The sequence below is a fragment of the Pseudomonas cannabina genome, from assembly GCF_900100365.1.
In the GTDB taxonomy this organism is placed as follows: domain Bacteria; phylum Pseudomonadota; class Gammaproteobacteria; order Pseudomonadales; family Pseudomonadaceae; genus Aquipseudomonas; species Aquipseudomonas cannabina.
Genome location: NZ_FNKU01000001.1, coordinates 2,431,328 through 2,453,552, shown reverse-complemented (window position 1 = coordinate 2,453,552; position 22,225 = coordinate 2,431,328). Strand labels below are relative to the sequence as shown.

Annotated in this window: 7 protein-coding genes and 1 pseudogene; 5 read left to right on the top strand and 3 right to left on the bottom strand. The window is 56.9% G+C overall.

Going from position 1 to position 22,225, the window contains the following annotated elements:
* Positions 1–4: 4 nt before the first annotated feature.
* The 3 genes and pseudogenes from BLT55_RS11540 to BLT55_RS11530 all read right to left on the bottom strand — a co-directional run.
* Positions 5–751: a fimbrial biogenesis chaperone gene (locus tag BLT55_RS11540; RefSeq protein ID WP_054999873.1), complete on the bottom strand. Its 747-nt coding sequence runs from the start codon at positions 749–751 to the stop codon at positions 5–7.
* Positions 752–858: 107 nt separating this feature from the next.
* Complete coding sequence (locus tag BLT55_RS11535) at positions 859–1,419, bottom strand: fimbrial protein (RefSeq protein ID WP_054999874.1); 561 nt, start codon at positions 1,417–1,419, stop codon at positions 859–861.
* A gap of 890 nt (positions 1,420–2,309) precedes the next feature.
* Positions 2,310–6,914, bottom strand: a pseudogene (locus BLT55_RS11530) (RHS repeat-associated core domain-containing protein); the annotation flags it as partial.
* 281 nt (positions 6,915–7,195) lie between these two features.
* On the opposite strand from BLT55_RS11530, the gene BLT55_RS11525 reads away from it, so the two are divergent.
* From BLT55_RS11525 to BLT55_RS11505, 5 genes are all read left to right on the top strand, one after another.
* Positions 7,196–9,067, top strand: a complete 1,872-nt coding sequence (locus BLT55_RS11525; protein ID WP_054999875.1) for a hypothetical protein — start codon at positions 7,196–7,198, stop codon at positions 9,065–9,067.
* Positions 9,049–11,526: a hypothetical protein gene (locus tag BLT55_RS11520; protein ID WP_074800436.1), complete on the top strand. Its 2,478-nt coding sequence runs from the start codon at positions 9,049–9,051 to the stop codon at positions 11,524–11,526. The genes BLT55_RS11525 and BLT55_RS11520 overlap by 19 nt, the downstream gene beginning before the upstream one ends.
* 49 nt (positions 11,527–11,575) lie before the next feature.
* On the top strand, positions 11,576–16,765 hold the full coding sequence (locus tag BLT55_RS11515) for a hypothetical protein (RefSeq protein ID WP_055000814.1): 5,190 nt from the start codon (positions 11,576–11,578) through the stop codon (positions 16,763–16,765).
* A 48-nt stretch (positions 16,766–16,813) separates the two neighbouring features.
* On the top strand, positions 16,814–17,299 hold the full coding sequence (locus BLT55_RS11510; RefSeq protein ID WP_055000815.1) for a hypothetical protein: 486 nt from the start codon (positions 16,814–16,816) through the stop codon (positions 17,297–17,299).
* A 91-nt stretch (positions 17,300–17,390) separates the two neighbouring features.
* Positions 17,391–22,211, top strand: a complete 4,821-nt coding sequence (locus BLT55_RS11505) for an RHS repeat domain-containing protein (protein WP_223862730.1) — start codon at positions 17,391–17,393, stop codon at positions 22,209–22,211.
* Positions 22,212–22,225 lie beyond the last annotated feature (14 nt).

The following is a 22,225-nucleotide window of genomic DNA, read 5'->3' as shown; positions in this document are numbered from 1 at the left end:
TGTTTCAGTCAGTCAGCGTGGCCGTAGCTGTCAGCGGCTGGCTGTAGCCGCCGTAATCGTTGATCGCGGCAAACACCACCTGCAGGCCCGGTACCGCTTTCGTTTCGTTGAGCTTGTAATGGCGAGAGCTGAACGGGCCAAGCATGGCGACTTCACTGACCTTTTCAGTCCTGCCACCGCCGGAGACGTCGAGGCGAATGAACGACACAAGAAAGGGCGTCGGATTCATGGCGGTCAGCTCTGCCTTGCCGGCAATCTGCCGGACCGACCATTGCAGGTCCTTGAGGCGGGCAATGGGGTTGTCAGTCAGCAGAACCGGGCGATAAAACAGTTTGATACGGGTACGCAGGGCAATATTCAGTACATTGCCTTGCGAAGAGTCGGCTTGAGGTATTTCCTGCACGTTAAAGTAGAACAATGACTCACGATCAGAGGGCAGGTCGTGGGGCAGGCCATTGATCTGTACCTGTTGTTCCTTGCCCGGATTAAGGCGGAAAAGTGGCGGCGAAGGTGCGAATGGAACGACGGTGACAGTGTCATCTGCCTCCGTGTTTACCCAGGTCTGTACTGCGAACGGTCGATCACTTGGATTGGATATGACCACCGATGCACTGCGCTTGTCGCCGTCGAACACGATGCGAGTTGCGTTGACGGTCAGCGCAGCCTGGCTGGCTGGTATATAAGCTGCGCACATGAATAACATCATGCACCCCGCGAGGGCAGGTCTTTTAAAAGCCTGTTGGCAAATCATGGAAAGTTACCTTGTACGTTCAGACCCGAAACGGACCTGAACGTATTGAAGATGCTTCACGTGAAAAGACTATTGATCCTTACACGGTGAGCGAATGGGTCGATGTATCAGTTGATCGCGACAACAAACTGTACATCTGCCGAAGCGGCACCGGCTTGAACGGTAGGCAGTGTCGAACGGTAGTAGGCGTTGAACACCATGTCGGTGACACCACCTTCGACCAGTGTATAGGGCGCCGACGAGTCGCCTGGTTTGATGGAGGCCCCGGTCTGGTCCTTGATGACAATCGCAACGCCCTTTGCCCCGTCGACTGTAGGGGTGACGCCGAAGTAGTCGCCGCTGCTGTCCGCGTCACCGATGAAGGTGACTTTGGCCGCATTCGGGCCGCCAGCCGTCAGGCCGCAGCTGCCGTCGTCATTGACGCGCAGGGCAAAGCTCTTGCCAGAGAGTTCCTGATCGGCGCCGGTAAAGCGGCTGGCCTCGATAGAGCCCATGTTCACCAGGTTGCCGATGGAGCCATCGCCTGGATTGACCACTTCGATAGGGCAGGTGGTGGCGGTGATCTTGCCTTCGAAACGGATGGTGCCGGGGCCGGGGTTGGCGAATGCGACAGTGCCGGTCAGTGTAGTCGCCAGAGCAAAGCCCAGTACGGATAGCATTTTGTTCACGATTAAAACCTTATAGGAATTAAAGTTGCAGGGTTAAAAATGTAACTATTTATGGTGTCTTGGTAGACAGTTTGTGTTGTGCGTCATGACGGGGCGGGAGTCTACAGGAGGTATGCTGGTTGCGGAGTCTCTGAAGGGCTTTGGTTAACGGCGGGAGGTGTAGGATATTTCCTAAATTAGTGTCATACATTTAAAATCTTGAGTTTTATGTTGTTCCGGGTCTTTCATGGGCCTGTGCTTGTTTGTTCGGGCAGAGAATCCGAACGGGCAAATGTAACGGTATAGAATTAGAGGCGATGACTGAAATGCCGCCGACAGCCACGAGTTTTTTTCGGCGGCGGGAAGTTCAGCTTTATTACATGCGAGTATTGTATGTAACCTTGAATACGTTTCGCCCTAAGCCGGGAACCCGTTCAAAAAAAGCCGTCCGCTTTAGAAGCGATGAAGGGCCGCTGGATGATGCTGTATTAGTTGTCGATTGCTGGTTGATCCTGGCGTTAGGCCCTGTCGGTGGCCGCGGGTTCGGTGGAGGTGGCGCAGGCCTTGAGATGGACGCTCTTGGAATCCCCCCATCCCCAACCAATCCGGGTACGGCCAAATTCGCTGGAGCAGACCCACGTCGCGTAGCTGTTCCAGGCGCGGCCTGCAAACCGTCAAGTGCCCTGAGTGATGAGCTCCTCATTATCTTGTTTCCTTGGTCTAACGCCTTGGTCGCAGCCTTGATCGCGCTTTTAACCGCACTTCTCAATAAACCCCCAGCGATGTCCACAGGTATCGCGGCATAGCCTAGGGAGACGCTGATTTATTCTAAAACCCAGCTGTTGCCCCCAGATAAATCAAGGCCTCCAGAGCGTTGCAGGGACGAAAAATCGAATAAATCAGCGCCTCCCTAGGTATTCCCCTACCCGAAGGGCTGTGTCGTCTCCTTTCACCGCACCATAAGCAGTGGAAGCCGTTGAGGCAGCACCCAGAACGGTCCCTGCCGCCAACACCCCCGTTGCGACGTAGGCCGCCGCCTGTGAGGTCATCGTGATACCCAGGACCGTTACAGGAACCTAAGCGGGCGCGGCCAATCCAAACGATGCATAGGTCGCGTAGGCACCCGCTGCCGTGAACACCACGCCAACCGCGAGCATGACCCAGGTCATTAATCCAATGCCCCCCTGCATCTCTGCAGGTATCGCATCCTCATCGGGCCGTCGCAGCCTGCCGCTCTGGGAGCTGGCGTCATGACCGGTGGGGTCGCGCCAGGCAATTGGATTGCCCAGGCAATAGGTATAGGGGTTGACCCCGCCTGCGCCAAAGGGGCTCAAGGAATCGGGGCTGTGAAAACGCATCATGCCCGGGTTGTAGGCTCTGTAGCCGTTACCCAGCAGATACCAGCCCGTGTCTTTTTCGCATACCTCGCCGTTGAACCCGGCAACGCTGAGCAACGCTTCGTCGCTGTGGCGTTCTCCGTAGGCGCTGTAGACAGCTGCTCGCAATGTGTTCTGCTGGAACTCAGCGAGAACGCTCCGGTTCGCATCCGTCAGCAACAGCAGGGTTTCGGCAGGTTCTCCGATGGTCTGCTGGCCTACGGGTTGCTCGTCAATGTGCAGAAATTGAGTCCGTCGGTCGTCCTGCACCGTGCTGCTCAACTGCTGGCCCTGATAAAAGCGCAGTATTTCGCTGTCACTTCCGTTGCGGGTGGTGGCCAGATGATCATGGCTGTCGTAAGCGTATGCGTTGATCGTCTCACCTGTCGGTTTTTCCACCCGTAAAAGGCGGCTTTGACTGTCGTAGTACAACTGGTTGCCATGCTCGTCAGCGGACTGATTGCCGTTGGCGTCATAGCTGAACGTCGGGTCCGGCGTGCCCCGTGGAGGCCTGTAGGTGATGCCCAGTAACTGGCATCGGTCCTCGGAGTCGGGGTCACCCTCTTTGCCATAGCGGAAAGTAGCTGTTTCAGTGTTGCCGTCGGCAAATTTGGTATAGCTCAGGGTCATGTTGTCCAGCTCGTCGAAGGTGAACGTCTGGCTGAGCATCGCCTTGTCGGAAGCGTGCACTGGCAACTTACTGCCTGAATAGGTGATGCCGGTCAGCCGGGCTCGGGTGTCATACCTGAACTCTTCCAGCATTAGCGTGTTGCCCGTTTCCCGCAAGTGGCGGCTTCGCATGAGCCCGTCGGGTTGCCATTGCTGTTCCAGCGTACGTACAGGGTGATTGCCGGCAATCTGCGTCCTGAGCACTTCCTGCCCTTGGTCGTCATATTCCATACGGTTTACCAGGCGGGTCCCGGCGACGATGTCATGGGTTGTCATCTCGCAGGGCTGACCCAGTGTGTCATATCGGGTGGTCACTTCCACGTTGCCCTGAACGGCACTTTCGAGTCGGCCGAACGTGTCATACCGGTAAATCGTTTCCACGCCTTTGACACTGTTTTTGACGCCGCCTCTGACCCGGCCCTTGACTACGTCTTTAACCGTGTTTTTGACCTCTTTTTGTTCGACATCGGTGCGATACATCGTACGGCCCTGCAAGGATGTCCGATGAAGGGTCTGCCAGGTACGGCCTTGCAGATCTTCCCAGGTCTCTTCGGTCAACTGGTTATGCGCGTCATAAGCGTAAGCGCGCTTGCCCTGCTGATTGGTGGCAGAGACCAGGCGGGCACTGACCTTGTCATAGTCGAAACGGGCAGCGTCATCCGGTGAAGTACTGGAGGCGATCTGGTCGGTGAGCTCCCGCTTGTAGGTGTAGCTGATGGCATCACCCATGGCCGTCGTGCGGGTTTTGACCTGCATTTGACCATCCTCGTACTCGTAGTGCTCGACACGTTGCCCTGCCTGCGTCCGTGTCAGACGCCCCAGCCCGTCGAACTTCTGTTCGCCTGTCAGGGTTTTGGTAATACCGTCCCGACGAATCACGTTCAGGCTGATCGGCAGCTCGGTGGTGCTGAACGGTTCATATTCACGATGTGCCTCGCTGCTATCCGGCAAGTGTGTTCTGACCATGCGCGACCAGGCGTCATAGCTGAACAGGGTTGTGTCGTCTGACTCGTCAGTCTGCTGCGTGCAGCGCCCCATTCCGTCGTAGAGAAAGGTTTGTGAGCCCTGATCTTCTCCTGCTGCGTTCTGGCTCTTGATCCTGTCCGGTTTGCCGAACATGTTCAGCCAGGTCTCGCTACGACCACTGATCAGAGGGTCTGCGTCACCGCTTTGCAACCACGTCCTCTGAACCGGACCGTTATGTTCTGCACTGCCGATGGGGGCGTAGTACTGGTGGGTCTGCACGCCGTGATCCGAGGTAATGACAGATTGGCGGTTCCAGTCGTCGTAGCTGTAGGTGTTTCGCGTAGTGAACAGTTGCTGGTTGTCGAACCAGTCGTAATCCGTTTCGTATTGCACATTGTTCCAGGCGTTGTATTGCGCTGTATGGATCATGCGCATCGCTTGCAGATCATTGCTGTCGATGTGGTCCCGTTCCTCGAGTATTGCCCTGCCCAGGCCGTCCATGACAGAGCGGGTCTTGACCTTGCGGGCGTCGACCAGCACCTGCTCTGCCTGCTGCCCCGGAGCGGAACACAGGGTGTACTCGTACTCGCGACTGGCTTCATGGCCAGCACTTGAATTCGGTGCGATCGTTTCCTTGGTAACTTGGTTGAGCGCGTCATAGACATAGCGGATCTCCACGCCTTCTTCCAGGGTCAGCAGCACCTGGCCGGTCAACAACGACTGCTGTTGCTGCTTGCTTATGCGGGTGTTGTCGAAGCCGATCGTGGTGATGTCTACACGTTGTACCGGGACCTCCAGTTGTTTGCTTTCGCTATTTCTGTACTCGTAGACGGTAACGGTGTCCTTTCCATTCAGGGACTCGGTATTTTTCATGGTTCGACCATGCTGGAAAGGCGTATCCGGCTGGTTGATGTACTCCAGCAGGATCTTTTGCAACTCCACAGAGGTGCCATTGCTTTCAAGCTGCAGCAGTGTTTCGATTTCCGGCACGATCCAGTCGGGTAACTCGCTACCGGTCAGTGCAGGCAATGTGCGGTAGCGATAACGTGTGGCCAGGGTAGGGGCCCCAAGCTGCGACGATGGGGCGGGTTTGACCACTTTTTCTTTCAGCCGGGATACAAACCCTTCCGTATCGGCCGGGCAACCGTCGCCACCGGCGGCCGGGTACCAACTGCTGACTTCTTCGATCCCGTCGGCGCGTGTGTGCACCAGCAGATTGCCGTAACGGTCATAGGTATCGGTGACGGTTTCTGTGCGCGTGCGCTCAGGCTCGTCCAGCCGTTGCCAACGGGTGGTGACTTCGCTGGGCAGCTGACAATCGTTGGGCTGCCTGGAGTAATGCACGCCCGGCAGAATGTTGTAGGCGGTGGTGACCGTTTGCTGGTTTTTGTTTTGGGTGGTGACTTCAAGGGTCTGCAAGTGAAAGCGGTTGAAGGTCCGTTCTATGCTGCGCACGGCCTTGTCGTCGACCCACAGGCTTTCGGTACAGACATAGCTGTAGTCCTGCAAATATTTGTAAAGATTGTCCAGGCCGTTGTCCTCCCAGGCGATGGGCAGCCCTGCACCGAGAAAATTTCGTGAGCGCTGCTGGCCGTCCTTGTAGGTGTATCGCACATCGACCTTTGGCTGATTGAGGCCGGGATCAATGACATGCCTTGTCACTCTGGGTATGGGTTGGCGACTGGCGCTGGATGGAAACGCATGGCCTTCATCCTGGTAGTAAATGTCTTCGCTGCTTCCAGAGGGCGTCTCTACATGCTTGATACATGATTGATTGCCGTTCTCCAGGCCATATTCGAAGCGCCACGACGCATTGTTCTCGGTGGGCAGGGTGATGCGCGATACGTGTTTTGCACTGCCGGTGAGGGTCATCAAAAAGCGCGCCAGTGGAGTACCGCCAGTGCCCGCGTACGGGTGCAGTTTCAGCTCGACGGATGTGCTGCTGCGTGCAATTGCCAACAGCGTCTGACCCAGGTCGTCAGTGATCGAAGCAAGCCTGTATGTGCTGCTGTTGAACACCGTGTGCTCGAGCGCGATGCTGTGTCCCGACGGGGCGATGATCCTTACCGCCCAGGCCATTTTTTTATTACCGCTGCTGTGCAGCTTGAGGATTTCCACCAGACCTGATTTGTGCACCACCCGGTAAGACGTATCGTCCTGTTTGTAGAAGTGGAAGGTGTCAATTTTCTTCTCGGTCATCGTCAGTAGACCGTTGCTGCCCGTGCCGTCAACTCGGAAGGTCTCGCCTGTACTGAGCGACAGGATTTGAGTGGCGGGGTTGTATTGCGATACCTGCAGATTCCAGCCCAGGCCATAGCCGCTGTCCAGCGTATTGAGCTGACTGTAGGACAGGTCGAGTCGGAACCCTGGCCCGCGCAGGTCATTGCTCTGCAGATCGGGCATGCTGATTGATACGTTGTACAGCCCGGTGCGTGGGTCGACGCCGCTTTTCAGACAACTCATGAAATTGAGCGCGTTGGAGTGCACGGAAGTGGAAGCAGCCATGGAGCGGACCTCGCTGATTGATGCGTGCCAAGCGCAGCGGTGTCTGACGATTGTGCAGTCCTTGCGCTCTGGTCATTGACGACCGCCAAGCCTGAACTCCCTGAGGCGTCCGTGTGGCTGGAGGTCTTGCCTAACCCTAACAGCCCTTACCCGGGCAACAACCTAGCGTTAGTGCTAGTGGGCAACCGATGGGCATCGGCGTAAAAAAGTCCTATCCGCACTTGCAGGGTCAACCCTTGCGACCTACCCATTTCAGCGGAAACGAGAAAGGAGTCTCACTCATGGCGCTGAATTTCCCCACCCCCAAGGTGCCCGACCTGCAGCAGCCCGGGAACTACCTCGATCTGGATCAGTTGGGCAGTGCCGACCTGACCACCTGGATCGATTATCCAGGGATCAAGAACGGCGATCGGTTCATGCCCAACTGGCGAGGTTGCGGCGCCCTGGGCGAAGTGGACGACTACGTCAACGATTTGATCGAGGTCGTGGGGCTGCAGCCTGAAGGCATGCTGCTGATGATCAGTAACCCGTTGCTGATGAGGCTTGACAATGGCTGGGTGTTTTACTCGTACATAGTCGAAGGCAGCATGGAGGAATCCCTGCGTCTGTTCTTCTATGTCGGCAAACGTCCGTCAGCCGCCGCCGGGCTGGGGGTGCCGCAATGCAAAGAGTCTCACGATCTGAAGCTTGACCCCGGCCTGCTGTGGAAACTTTATGAGCTGTCGATCGTGACGCCGCCGTATCTGGCCATGCGCGAGGGCGACAAAGTGACCCTCACACTGGATCTTTATTACAGTGACGGCAGTTTCGCGCTCCCTATTATCCTGTCCCGGGTATTGGCCGTGGAAGAGGTGGGCCAGCCTTTGCAGTGGTCGATACCGACTAACGAACTGGTGCCAATTGAAACGGGTGGCTTCGCGCTGATGAGCTACCTCATCGAGTACGGCGATCCCGCATTGACAACGGTTTCGGTCACCCAGTCGCTGGCCATGATCGCACCCTCCTTGGCATTACTGCCGGCCTTGAAGATCAAGGATTTCAGCGGTGGCTCACTGGACCCGGAAACCTTCCCTGGCGGCATCACCCTGCTGATCGATCCTTTCGGCATGCAGATTGATGACGATGTCGTGGTTTACATCTCCAGCGGCAATCAGCTGGTGCAGACTTTGAGGGCCGACATATCCAATATCGACAGTGGCGTACTGCAGTTCTCGCTGGCGAAGGCCTGGCTTTCTGCCAATAACGGCAAGAACATCGAGCTGATGTATCAGTACGCGCGACCGGGCCATGCCGCCAGCTCGTTGCCGCTCAAGGTTACGCTGAGCCCTCAGCTCGATCTTCCTGCGCCCGTTATCGACGACGCCCACATCGAGAGCTCTGAAGACTGGGGAGTAGTGGGCTATATCTATGCCTCGTTGCTGCTGAGCGGGGTGAAAATTCGCATACCGAAAGATGTGTTCATCGGCGACGACTACACGATACAGATGCACTGGGAGGGCAATACAGGCACGGGCAGCTTTATCGCCGATCCTTCGCCAGACAATCCGCGCCTGTTCATCATCCCGTCCACAGCGGTCCCGGCCAATATGGGCAAGTGGGTGAGCGTCTATTACAGCGTTGTTTCACCGTTGCAATCAGGCACTTCGCCAGTCTTCAAGCTGGAAGTCAGAGGCCTGGGCGCTGTTTGGCCATATATCCAGATCATGCGACCACGCGTTGCCGATACCCTGCTTTACCTCGGCTGTGTGCCACCAGAAGGTGCGCTTCTTGAACTGGCATCCTGGGCCTACATGGCACCCGGACAACGGGTACGAATCAAGGCCACGGGCTTGTCTCAGTCGGGTTCGCCACAAGCGCTCGGGCTACGTACCGGCGCAGCCGAACCGCTCAGTAAGGCGGAATACGATGCCATGCAGGTGTCGGTGATCATCCCGAGGGATTTCCTGGAAAGTCTACAAAGAAACAGTCTGACCAACGTCGTCACGGTTGAAGTCAGCTTTGATGACGGGGCGAATTACATACAGTTTCCGTCTATCGATTTCATCGTACTGGACGGTCACTCTCTACAGGCCGACGGGCTGGCGCAGGACGCAACGGCCACCGGCATGACCCACACATACACGGACGTAACCCCATGGCCAATAACACGCTGAACCACCTGACCGAGTGGATGAAAGACCCCGACAATAATGTTATGTGGGGTTGGGATTCCATCGCTGCCATGGCCCGAGGCAAGGTGAATAACCTGTTGCTTCAGGAGTACATCGCGCGTTTTTCCTCGAACGCCTATCTGAAGCCTGTGAGCGGAGAGGTGATACTGAGCGACGGGTTTAAAGAAAATATTCACAACTTCATTCTGGATGCGCCCAGGCTGGCGTTCTCGAACGATAACCTCGGTCAGTCGCATGCGACATTGACCTGTTCGATCCTGGGCGGAACTCAATTGACGATGAAGAATAACGTCGACAATTGGGAAGCCTACAGGGTTATCCATATCGATGCGCTGCAGGGGCCGAAGCTTACACTGGATCTTGCGCTGGAAAGGGTGCCGGGCATTGTCCAGAGTGATGGCCGGGTAAGGCTCGACCTCAAGGACAGTGACAATTTCATTCTGACCTTCGCGGCTGACAGGGCTGACCGGGTACTCGGCGGAGCTTTTTTCAAAGCCCTGTTCAACGCTTTGCCGGACGAGGAGCGCATATGGACGCTTGGCGTGATCAAGCGTGGCACCAATAACCTGATTCACCCACAGTCTTTTAAACTGCGCACCCAGACCAATCCTGCTGCACCTCTCGACCCGCATGCCGCCAACTACGGCGACGGGGCCGTGCTGGTGTTCATTCGCCTGGAGGGCAGTCAGGAAGGCGGCGACATCCCGGTAGAGTACCAATACCTGATACCGGATGATGTCGGGAAAGATTATTCGGCCACGGTGTTGTTCAGTGCGGAGCGTACGTTCAAGGCGGCACTGTTCATAGGTGAAGTGACCAAGACCCTTGCTTCGGTTATTGACAATGTGGTGTTCAGCACTGTTCATGATGGCGACGGCCGCTTGATCAAGGCGACGGCCACGTCTGGCAGCCTGACAACGTCCGAATCGAGCAGCCAGGATGTCGGAATTGAAATCAATGGCACGGCTGTCTTCGCAAATGTTTACAAAGCCGGGACCTGGCTTGATGCGTCAGGGAGCACGCCTTTGTCTGTTGAGCTTATTGGCGATGGCACGGTGGCACTGACCTGGAAGTCCAAAGCCACCCCCAACGTTGTGCTTACGTTGCCAGGCCATGGGGCGCTACTGGTCATGAGCAAGGTCGTCACGGTCGATGTACGGTGCATTTATACCTTCGCCGAAGAAAACAACGACCTCGTTCTGACGCCCAGTCTCACGATAAACACCACCATTGATGACCTGAATTTCGTGGAGAACCCTCCACCAGCAAACAGCTTTTCATTACTGTTTTTAATAGCGTCGGTAAAAAGCAATTTTGAGAAGCTGAACAAGGACCCGTTCGAGTCCGACATCAAAGCCGCACTGGCACGCAAACTCGCTACTCGTGTGCCGATCAGTTCGTTCATCCGGGACAGTATCGATCTCAATTTCAACGAAGCCATTGTGCCTGATGTACTGCGTGCGCCCAGAGACATAGCCGCCTTCGGCCGCATCAACAGTTCCGGGGCAGACTTTGTCGTCAGCCCCGCGGAGCATCTGATGGTGGTCGACAGTTCCACCACTTTCTCCATTCAACCGCCGGGTGCGAATGTGACCTGGAGTGTCGAACGTCTGCAGGGCGATGCGCAGAACTTCGGTGCCATCAATGGCACCGGCCGGTATTACGCGCCAGAAGCCTCTTTGACCGAGCTTGCGTTCACGCGTGTTCGGGTGACGGCCACTGACATGAACTCGAACTATCAAAGTTCGGCACTGGTCACGATCGTGACCAACCCGATCACCGTCAATCCGTTGATTCAGGTGTGTGACGCCGGGCAGATTGTGGAACTCGAGGCGGGTTCGCTCGGCACAGAAGAAAAGCACTGGTCGCTCAAGGATCCGGTTCCCGGCGAAAGCGGTGTTCTGGAGGGCAGTGCACTGGCTGATGGTGATCACCGTTACGTCGCGGCGCACAAGGTGCCCGGCAAAAACTATGTCCTGGATCAGATAGTCGTGACCAGCGGGCAGGCGAGTGTTTCGTCGTGGGTATTGGTAAAGCATCAAACCCCATTGATAACGGTGAGAGTCGTAAAAACCGTGGAGGTTTCTGAAGTTCTGCAAGTGGTGAGAACTGTGAAAGTCGTGCGCATTGTAAAAGTTTTGAAAATCGGGACGCGTGTGGACGTTGTGACCATTCGTGCCGATCAGGTTCAACTGCAAGCGTTTGCCAATGGCATTACGCCGGCCGGCGTCAAATGGAGAATAGGCGCCGGGAGCGGGAGCATCAGTGAAGGCCTGTACACCCCCGACATCTCGTCGACTGACCGGTTTGTGCTGATTTTTGCCGAGGCCCCTCATTCAATCTTTGATGTCATAGCGGGGCATATCATATTGCCGCTACCAGTGGACCGGTTTGCCACGGAGCTGCAATTGATGAAGGGCCAAGAAGTACAGGCGTCATAACCGAACGCACATCGGTTTTATGTATATCAACATCACAGGAGGTGATGTCATGGCTGGTTATTCAGCGGAAAGTCTGCTGGCATGGATGAAAAATACCACGCGTCTCAGAGGCTGGGACGCGATCGTTGCTCTGGATGGCGACAAGGTCAACGAGCTTATCGAGCGTGTTTACCAACAGGGCCTGGCTCAGGGGCTGTCGCATCCGGTGCCGGACGGAAGTATCACGATTCCCGATACGCATGATTCCCATTTTTTCTCGGGCTGTGTTCTCGGGGCGCCAGCCTTGTCGTTCAAGCACAGTGCTCTGGAGCATTCCCTGCTGGCCTGGCGCATTCCGGTTATCGCCGGTTTGCACACCTTGGTAGAGAGCGCCCAAGGACAGCACCATGTTAAAAGAATCGCTGTCTACGATCCGCTGAACGCGCCGGGCCTGGACTTCGACCTGGAACTGAATAGTCAAAGCGCGGATCTGGTGGTGGATCTTGGTCTGGCTGAAAACCTTTCGCTGGATTTTCCGGGCGGCTCTACTGAACGAGAGAAGATCGGCGACTTTTTTCAGGGTTGGTTCAGCAACCCGGAAAATCATGAGCAGCAGTTCAGGCTGGGTCTTTTCAACGGGCAAAGCAACGAATTGCTCAATGTACGCAGAATCGATGTGCGGTCACAGCTTGAAAGCCCCGATGCTGCATCGATCCATAAAAAAGGTGCCTTGTTGCTGTTCATGACCATGGAATACGGTGTGACGGGCGGGATTCCGGGTGACGATTCCGACTTTCGTTACCTGATTCCCAACGATGCTCAGCAGTCGTACTCGGCGACCGCCGTGTTTTCCTCCCACGCACTGCATCGTGCTGCCTTTGGCCATGCGGCGATACAGATGCTGCAAGCGCCTGACTTCAGTTTCAGCGTTCCGGACGATAAACCGCTGCAGCGGATGGTCGCTCAGGCGGGCACGTTTGCAGTTCCGGCTGGAGAATATCGCAGCGCGGAATTCGTCTTTGAATCGGAACCGTTCAGCGTTCAGGCTTTCAACGCCCAGCATCCCCTGACCATTGACTTCGAATACGCCCAGACCACGCAGACCTGGGAATTTCCCTGCACGCTGGGCTTTCGCTACAGAGCGCTGGACAGCGATGAATGGCAATCGCACAACGCTACCTTCAACATCAGCCTCAGGCATGAGTTTCATCTGACCGAAGGTGGGTCGGATGATCAGGCAGTGGAAGGGCATCTTTATACACCTTACCTGTTCGACCATGAAGTCAGCGCCGTTCCAGGAACACTGGACAGCCTGAGTTCCGGGGAGCTGGAGCAGGTCATTGGTTTCGTGGCCTACACCGTCAAACACGCTTTGCTTCAAGGGTTGAGCAAAACGCTGGATGCCACCGGCGCCGAGCGTTTTCTGGGCGGCTGGTTATTGCCTGACGAGCAAGTGTTGCAACCCGTACTCAAGCGTCTGCCTTATGACCTGGCCGTGTTCGGTCGCATCGATCCCGGTGCGTCGACGTTCAGTATCGCCGGGCACCAGGCATTGATCGCTACCGGAGAAGCGCTGCAATTGACCACCCAGCCTGCGCGGTCGGGCATCGTCTGGACCCTGGAAGATCCATCGGATGGCGGTACTGAAGGTTTGGGAGAAATCGATAAGCAGGGTCGGTATACGGCGCCCGCAGCGCTGCCCGCAAAGCAGGGTTTTCAGCGTGTACTGATCAAGGCGATGGACCCGGTGTCGGGGCATGACAGTACCGCTGTGGTGACGGTGCTCACCAGCAGCGTCAGCGTCAGCCCGTTGATTCAGGTGTGTAATCACGGTCAGCGGGTAGCGCTTACAGCACGCAGTTCGCGTGCAAGTGCCCTGAAATGGACGGTGGTCGATCCGGTAGCCGGAGAAAGCGGGACGCTTGAGGAGAGTGTCGATGCGCCGCATGAGCAGGTTTACGTCGCCGGTGCGGGTGGGGAAGGGAACACCTATGTCCTGGACACAATAACGGTCAGCGACGATCAGCACACCCAGTCAATTCAGGTACTGGTCGTTCGCCACCCTCCGATGCTGTCCATCACGCTTGTCAGCGTCAATGATCAGCGTGCCGAGCTGAAAGTCATCGTCAATGGCCGCGACCTTCCAGTCACCTGGAGTATTAAAGGGCCGGGCTCCATAGACGGCGCGGGTGTGTACAGCAGCGACTCAGAAGCACCCGAACGCTACGTTGTGGTGTTTGCAGAGCTTACGGACATCCTTGGCGTGTTGGCCGGGCACCTGATTCTGCCGCTGCCATTGAGTGGCTCCTCCGGTGTGTTGCAGGCATTGACCGGGCCAGCGGCGAGCGTGGCAGACAATGCAATGCCCCGTTCATTGAGCGGTATTGTGCAGCGCGCGGGTGCAGGTACCCTGACCCAGGGCTGGGGAGCTGTCGCGGCGGTCAGTCGCAGTGAACTCAACCGGCATATCGAGCAACAGTACATCGAGCGCTATCAGTATCTGGCCTTCCTGCCGTTGTTCAACGGCGACATCGTGGCGGGTGAGCGACAAGGCGACACTGTTCGTCTGAAGCAGGTCGAACTGGGCGTGCCGGTACTCTCGTTCGTGGCTGACGCACCGGGTTACAGCAGTGTTCTCGTCACGATGAATATCGTGTCTGGCCGCTACAGCGGCTTGCATCAGCCGCAGGGCAGCGCGACCACCGTGTCCGGCAGCTTCATCATCAGCGAGCCCATGGGCTTCAGGCTGGCGATGACTGTCGACCTCTTCGTGGATGAGGAGGGGCATGTGCTGCTCGATCTGGCCGGCGGGGCTGGCGTTACCTGTAATCTGGGGGGCGTCGATGATGCGATCAACCAGCGACTGGCGGATTTCTTTGCTGAGGCGTTCAAGGAAATTGCGCTTCATCGCCGGGTTTTCTCAGTGCTGCAGGCACAGCTCAATCGCTATCATGTTCAGACTCCAGGCAGCTTGCGGCTTGTTACCCACGCCGCGCCGCGTTCAAGCGATGCGCGCATGGACACGACCGGTGATGGCGCGCTTGTGCTGTTCATGCACGCGCAGGATAGCGACGCCGAAGGCGTGTTTCCGCCGACAGATGATTTCGTTTATCCGATACCTGATGATCGTGGGGCAGACGGTCAGCCAACCTACGGCACGGTACTGATGCTCTCGCAGGAGACTCAGTCGATGATCGAGCGTGAACGCCTGCAGGTGGCGGACAGCCTGAAGTTCACCGGTGGACGCGTATTCGAACCACTTGAGCAGCACCGCCCGGATGACCTGCTGTTGTTTGGCGGCCTTCGGTCGACACAGGCCAGTATTACACCCCTGTTCTCGACCCTGACGGCCGGGCAGACCCAGCGTTTTGTCCTGTACAACCCGCAAGGCGAAGAAATACCGGCCACCAGTTGGAGTGCGTTAAGCATTCAAAGCCACCTGACTGCCGGAAGCGGCAGCATCTCTTCCAGCGGCGTCTACACGGCGGCGGGTATTGAGGCGATCGGCCATGACGCGCTGCGCGTGGTCATCACAGCCACGTATGAAGAGTCAGGCGCTGTCGTCAAGGTCTCGGCGCTGGTGGGTGTGGTATCACGCAGCATGGAGTTGGCGCCGCGGGTAACGGTGGTGTCAGGGGGGGCTGCGCTGCAAACGGTCTCGCTGGCGGCTTCCACACTCGACGGCAGCCCGGTGAGCTGGGCGTTGCTGGGCACCGAGCTTGGCAGGTTGAGTGAGGCCGGTCAGGGCGCGCTCTTCAGTCCGGATGCCAGGTCCGGGAAAAGAGCGCTGGCCGTGCAACAGATAGAGGCGTTGGGCAATGACCTTGGCATCGCCACAGTACTTATCGCCAACGGGCAGCAAATGCTGCGCATCGAGCCGGCTTTCGTGCCCAGAGCACGGCCAAAGGTCGCGGTGCAGTTACAGGATGACAGCGCACTGCTGACCGGGCTTGAGCGACGCTGGAAGGTGGTGGGCGGGCCTGGCACCGTCGATCGGCAGGGGCTTTTCATGCCGCCCGACCAGGCGCTTGTCGCCAGTAGCGTGGTGAGCTGTGAAGTGGTGAACAACGGGGTGGTTCTGGCGTGCGGCTATAGCGTCATCGAATTATCCGAAGTCATCGATGCAGGCAGTTGGACCGAAATGTCGACGTTTACCATCACGGTCCCTGGCTCGCCATCGCCTGACAATACCAAGGGTAATCTGTACCCCAACGGTTATCAGCAAATCAGGCTGCAGGTCAAGACCCAGGTGATGCCGGACAACGGAATCGAGTACGAGCTGAGTCCCACCGAAAGGGCCTCCATGCGTCTGGTAGACGATGAAACCAGCCAAAATATCGAGTCAGTACTCCCCCCTCTCGACGGCATGTCCGAGGGCGATAAGCAGGCGTGGCGCGTGCGCAGTCAACATAACCGTTTCGAGCTGTCCGGGGCCGGCGTCTTCGGCACTGAATCGGGCCTGGATGCGCCACGGCCAGTCGCGCAGGACTTCTACCTTCACAGTCGGGCGGAATCCGGTTTCGTCGGCGTCTTCTACGCGACCTTTCAGGCTGACGCGACCGGCTTTTGGTGGACATCTGTGCTGTATGAAGACGTGAACAGCAAGGTTGAAATCACCCCGCGACGCTTGCCCACGTTCGACACCCGCAATTACACCTTCATTCCGCGGCGTGCTCATGGGGATGGCGGAGATCCTCCGGTTGAGCCGCCGGCGGGTGGGCCTCCGGACTTTGGTGAGGATGTGCATTTCGATTACCAGTTCGAGACCACTGATTACTGGACGCTGGCTGTCATTAACCCCGATACCCAGCAATGGGTGAATTTCGAAACGCTGAAGTTTCTGCCCTCCAAGCCTGACAGTGATGTGATCAATACGTCGATCATTCTCTGGGAAAGCGAGCTGGAAGCAGAAGTCATGTTCAGCTGGACGGGGGTTATCTTTGACGACCCGGCGGTTATCGGTGATGTAAGCAAAGTGCACTTCGACGAAGCGCTCCAGGACGTGATGGGCGATATTAAGTCGTTGGACATTGACGTCAAGATGTCCGTATTCGAGACCGGCAAACTGGTCATCAGCCTGCACCGCCTCCGGGGCCTTCAATACATCCCGGAAGGTGACCCCGCACGCGACAAATTGATGGGGGAACTGGTAGTTCTGTTGGTCGATAAGCAAGGCAATGCCCATAAACGGCGAATCGGTTTTCTGGCCGACGGCGTCGGTAGGCGCAACCGTCTCATGCATACCTTCTATTCGGTATAGAAGCCCGAATGAGCCATGGACGTAACACACTGACAGGGAGTCATTATCATGAATGCGTTAAGTAAAACCTTGGCCTGCATGGCGCTTACGGGTTTGACAGGCTGTACGCTCGTCCCGTCCCACAGCCCCGTGCCAAAGCCCCAGGCACAGGCGATTCGACTGATCATGCTTGCAGAAAACGCCGATGGCGGAGGCAAGAACTGCACCTTTACCGCCCAGGACGACACGGTTTACCTCAACAAGGGCGATCATTCGTGCACGAACGATCAGATGAGTTTCATCAAACTGGATAACGTGCGCTCAGCCATGAGGATATACCTGGAATCCAGAGATTGTGATGATTCAGGAGGCTGGGTATTTGGACTCGAGACGTATATCGACCCCTTGACAACAAAATGGATATCCCTCGACCAGCTCAGAAGCAAACCGGTCGGCACCATCGTCAGTCGCGGCGTTGTTGTGATCAAGTCGTATGACGGTGATGAAAATATAAAGGGCAAGTTATCCTGCGTCCGTGTCGATGTATCGAGTTAGCCGTTAGTACAACTGGACTTGTCAGGCCTGCTTAACCGTCGCCCCGTGGGCGGCGGTTATCTTAATACATAAAGTTCGAGGTTCATGGAACATGACAGCATCGACTTCCGTACACTCCAACGCGTTCAACTTTCTCAGTTATGTACAGAGCGGCGTTGACCCCCGCACCGGGCAATACACGGTGGCGATCACCCTGCCCGATGTCAAAACCAACGGATTGCGTGGCCCGGGCATGCCGCTGGCGCTCAGTTATAACCCTCTCAACCGCCAGGACAGCGGCTTTGGTCTCGGCTGGAACCTGCAATTGTCGCAGTACGATCCGGGTAACCAGATCGTATCGCTGAGCAGCGGCGAGACATTCAAGGTCGATGAAACCGGCAACGGCCAGATGCTGATGTCGGAAAAGAAAATCGACAGCTTCCACTTGTACAAGGAGGACGATAGCCACTACCGGGTGATGCACAAGTCCGGTCTGGTGGAGCAGCTCGAAATGCGCGGCAGCGGCACCAACAGAGTCGCGCTGCCGGTGCGCGTATTCGCCCCTGAAGGTCACAGTGTCACGCTGGGTTATGCCTCTTTCGGCGTGCATCAGATGCTCAGCGAAATCAAGGATGACTCGGGTCAGCTCCTGCTCGGCATCAGCCGCGACGCAACGTCGGTGAAGCTGCGCATGACCACTGGCGATGGCCCGGATGCGACCTTCGTGATGGTGCTGGCCGGATCGAATCACCATGTCAACCGTATCGAATTGCCGACTGACAATGCTGCTTCCTGGCGTTTTGCATACAGCACGATCCGTGAGCATTTATGCATCACGTCGGTGGAAACACCCGTTGGCGGTCGGGAAGAGATCTTTTATACCGACAGCGGCCATCAGTTTCCTGCGAGGGCGGCACGTCCCGCTCTGCCCAGAGTCACGCGCCATCGCACGACGCCCGGCCTGGGTCAGGCGCAAATGGACGTTTATTACACTTACCAGGACAGCGCCGGGCGCGAGCGCAACTTTCTGGGCGCGGGGCTGGATATCGCCTGGGAAGACAATGGTCTGGACAATCTGTATCGATACCTCGGGGCGGAGCCGTACGAGTATTCGTCGACCGAGACACTGCGTTTGCAGGTCGCGGGCAAGGCCGATGCCGAGCGCAGCATCGAACGGACCTTCAACCAGTTTCACCTGCTCACTCGAGAAACCACGCGCAAGAACCTCACCGTCATGCAGGTGGACACTCGTTACTACATCGAGCCGGGACAACCCTTTTTGACTCAGCCTGCCTACTGTCAGTTACCCAAAGAGGTAGAGACCACCTGGCGGCTGTCGTTAGACGGCAGTGTGCCGCGCAGCGAGACTGTCAGCAGCACTTATGACAAGCACGGTAATCTGCTCACTCAGACTCAGGCCAACGGTGTGGTCGAGGTCAGTGAGTGGTATCCATCCGCCGGCGAGGACGGATGCCCGCCAGACCCTGAAGGCTTCGTCCGCTGGATGAAAAGCAGCAAGGTCATCCCGGCAGTGTCCTGCTACGGCAAGGCACCGGTCCTTGTCACCCGCTATCGCTACCTGGCGTTGCCTGCGGTGGATGGCGGCCAGCGACAGGAATGGCTTGCACCGCAAAGCGAGACCTTATTGATACAGGCCCCTGAGGGTGAGCAGGAACAGCAACGCACGACCTATGAATACTTCGATGAGCCGAACAACGCAGCCCTGCACGGTCGGCTCAAACTGCAGCAAGTGATCATGGGCGGGAAGAAGACCAGCACAGCGTATGCCTACAGCATTCCTGTGCGCCCCCTCGAGAGCACCACTGAAAGTGCCCCGCAGATCAATCGTTACACCGCGACGGTGCTGCAAACCGTACAGACCGTGACCGGCTTCGATGGCGCGATGAAGGTCATTACGCTGGAGGATTCTCTGCTCAATGGCGAACCCTTGCTCAATCGCGACGACAACAACGTGGAAATCCGTTATGTCTACGACAGCCTGCGGCGTGTACTGAGTGAAACCGTGGCGCCAAATGATGAAACCTACAAGGCGACCAGAAGTTACGAGTATCAGCTGTGTGCCAGGGCGACTGATCAAGCCATGCAGACGCTCATCGACGTCAAGGGGGTAAAAACCTCCAGCCACTTCGATGGCCTCAACCGAGTCGTCTATGAGGAGCGGGATGACGCAGATAACCCTGCGCGCGCCGACAAGCCTCGCCAGACCTACGCGGCTGTTTACGATGCGTGGGGGCTCATGGTCAGTGAAACCGAGTTCGACTGGCTGGGCCAGCAGGATCTGGCGCTCAAGAGCGTCTTCGAATACGACGATTGGGGCGAACAGCGCTGCGTCACCGGCCCGGATAACGTCAAGACGTTCGAAGAGACCGACCCCATTGGCACGGTGCAATCGCAGGGTCCGATTCAGCGTAGCTGGATCGAAGGTAACTGTGGCGGGAAGAGCGAGTTCACCGAGACCTGGATGAACCTGTTCGAACAGCCGACCCGTAGTGAGCGAAAGGATAAGGCTGAAAACTCGGTCAGTCTGAGCCAGTACCATTACGACGGCCTTGGCCGCCGTGTCGAGGAAATTGTCGGAGAGGCAAACGGCGGGCGACGCACCACCTCTGTTTACGACGTCTTCGATCGGGTGATCGAGTCTACATTGCCAAGCCGGGCCATCGTGCGTCGCAGCTATGCAACCTACAGCAGCGAAGACCTGCCCGTCAGTATCGGCATCGAGCACAACGGCAAAAGCATTGTGCTGGGAGAGCAGGAGTTCGATGGGCTGGATCGTCTGGTCAGTTCTGTCACGGGGGGGCGTAAACGTACGCTTGTTTACGACCCTGGTCTGCTGCAACTCAAAACGGTAACCCTGCCCAGCAAGCGGAAAATCGACTATGAATACAAGCCCCAGGTCGGCGATGAGCCGTGGCGCAGGGTGCAGTCCGAAGCTGTGCCTGACCCTGAAACCACCCGCGAAGTCGATCCGCTGAAAGAGTCGGGGCCGGCCCGGATTGCGGAGCCGGGTGTGGCTGCCGATTACACTTACGATGAGCAGAATGCTCGTCTGATTCATTCCTCGGAGCAGGGCGAGACACTGGATCGCACGTATTACAGTACCGGATCGCTGAAAAGCGAGAAGCGTACCTCGGCAGGCAAAACCTACGACATGTTCTACAGCTACAGCCGACAGGGTCTGCTGCTGTCTTACACCGACGTACTGGGACAGGAGCAGGTCAATCGCTATGACAACTTCGGTCGTCTTTACGAAACCTCGCTGGGTGAGGTCTATTCAACGTTCGACTACGACACTGTCTTTGGTCGCCTCGCAAAAATCACCACCACCGACAAGACCGACGGCAGCCGCGAGAGAACCGTCGCGATCAGCCTTGAATATGATGACCTGGGTCGGGAAGTAACGCGTACGTTTGACCTCGACGGTGTCGAGCAACAGATGGTTCAGGTCTATGACGATGTGGATGACATGGTCCAGCGTACCCTGAGCCAGGGCACGGAAATACTCCGTGACGAAACCTACCGCTACGATACGTCCGGTCGCCTGATTCAATACCAATGCACGGGAACTCAACGGCCGGTGGACCCCTATGGCAGGACCCTGCTCGCGCAGAATTTCATTTTCGATGGCGCGAACAACCTGACGGTCGTCACGACCCGCTTCGATGGCGGTACCAACAATGCCCGGTATTTTTACGAAGGTGACGATCCCGTGCAATTGAGCCGGGTCGAGAACAGCAATGAAGAATACTACCCGCCTGAAATCAAGCTTCACTATGACCTGGACGGCAATCTGGACATCGACGAAGCCGGGCGCACGCTTAAATACGTCCCCCTCGGCCGCCTGATCGAAGTAGGCACGCCCTCAGCCGGCATTCACTACCAGTATGACCCCCAGGACCAACTGACCGGGGAGACCCGTGGCGGCGACAGGGACCTGCGCTTCTATCGCGACGGAGAGCTGGCCAATCAACTCGGCAACCAGGTCCAGAGCACCTTCATGCGTGGCGACGACTACCTGCTGGCTGAACAGCAGAGTGACCACACGCTGCTGCTCGCCACCGACGGCAGCAATAGTGTGCTGGGCGAGATGGGTGGCAATGGGTTCAACCGGAGGAGGTATACAGCCTACGGCCATGCCAGCGGTGAAGCTCTACCACTCGGCAAGCTGGGGTTCAACGGCGAACTGGCCGAGGCCGATACCGGCTGGCAAATGCTGGGCAATGGTTATCGGGCCTACAGCCCGGTGTTGATGCGCTTCAACAGTCCCGATAGCTGGAGTCCGTTTGGCGAAGGGGGGGTGAATGGGTATGCGTATGTCGAGGGGGACCCGGTGGGTAAGCGGGATCCGACGGGGCATAAAGGCTATCTATTTTCTCTGTTTAGGTGGCTTCGAAATGCTGTAAGCAAAACTCCTAAAAAACCGCCTGTCAAGACAACGTCTGCCAATCTAACTGCTAGTCCGTCGACCTCTGTCAGGCCGCTAGCTAGTCAGTCGCAATCTGAAGCAGTGGGTTTCTATTTTTTCGAGGCAGATGCAGTTTTTGAAGGTGATTGGTATAGACAGTCTTCAGCAGGCCCCTCGCGGTTTCCAGGCAAGCGCAATGCATTCTCTCATGCAGCGCGTAGTGAGCCTGTTATCGAAACAGCGAATGCAAGTAAGGCGCGTAGACATGCCATTTTACTTCCAGAAACCTCTAAAGGCGGGGGGTGGACTGCACCTGACAATGCTGCTGGTCCTGCATTAGCAAGTTCAAGGTCTTCTTCAAGCACAAGGTCGGGATCAATATTGAATCCTGCGTCAAATTATGATCCAGACAGGGTTCAGGCATGGTTAACAGATATATCAGCGGAACCTCAGGGCACCGTTGTAAATAAGATCCAACGCGTTAGCATTGGTATCCGATTCAGCTAGCAATATGGCAAGGG

Coding starts and splice junctions, on each gene's coding strand:
- BLT55_RS11540 (WP_054999873.1), bottom strand. CDS start 751: ATGATTTGCCAACAGGCTTTTAAAAGACCTGCCCTCGCGGGGTGCATG.
- BLT55_RS11525 (WP_054999875.1), top strand. CDS start 7,196: ATGGCGCTGAATTTCCCCACCCCCAAGGTGCCCGACCTGCAGCAGCCC.
- BLT55_RS11520 (WP_074800436.1), top strand. CDS start 9,049: ATGGCCAATAACACGCTGAACCACCTGACCGAGTGGATGAAAGACCCC.
- BLT55_RS11515 (WP_055000814.1), top strand. CDS start 11,576: ATGGCTGGTTATTCAGCGGAAAGTCTGCTGGCATGGATGAAAAATACC.
- BLT55_RS11510 (WP_055000815.1), top strand. CDS start 16,814: ATGAATGCGTTAAGTAAAACCTTGGCCTGCATGGCGCTTACGGGTTTG.
- BLT55_RS11505 (WP_223862730.1), top strand. CDS start 17,391: ATGACAGCATCGACTTCCGTACACTCCAACGCGTTCAACTTTCTCAGT.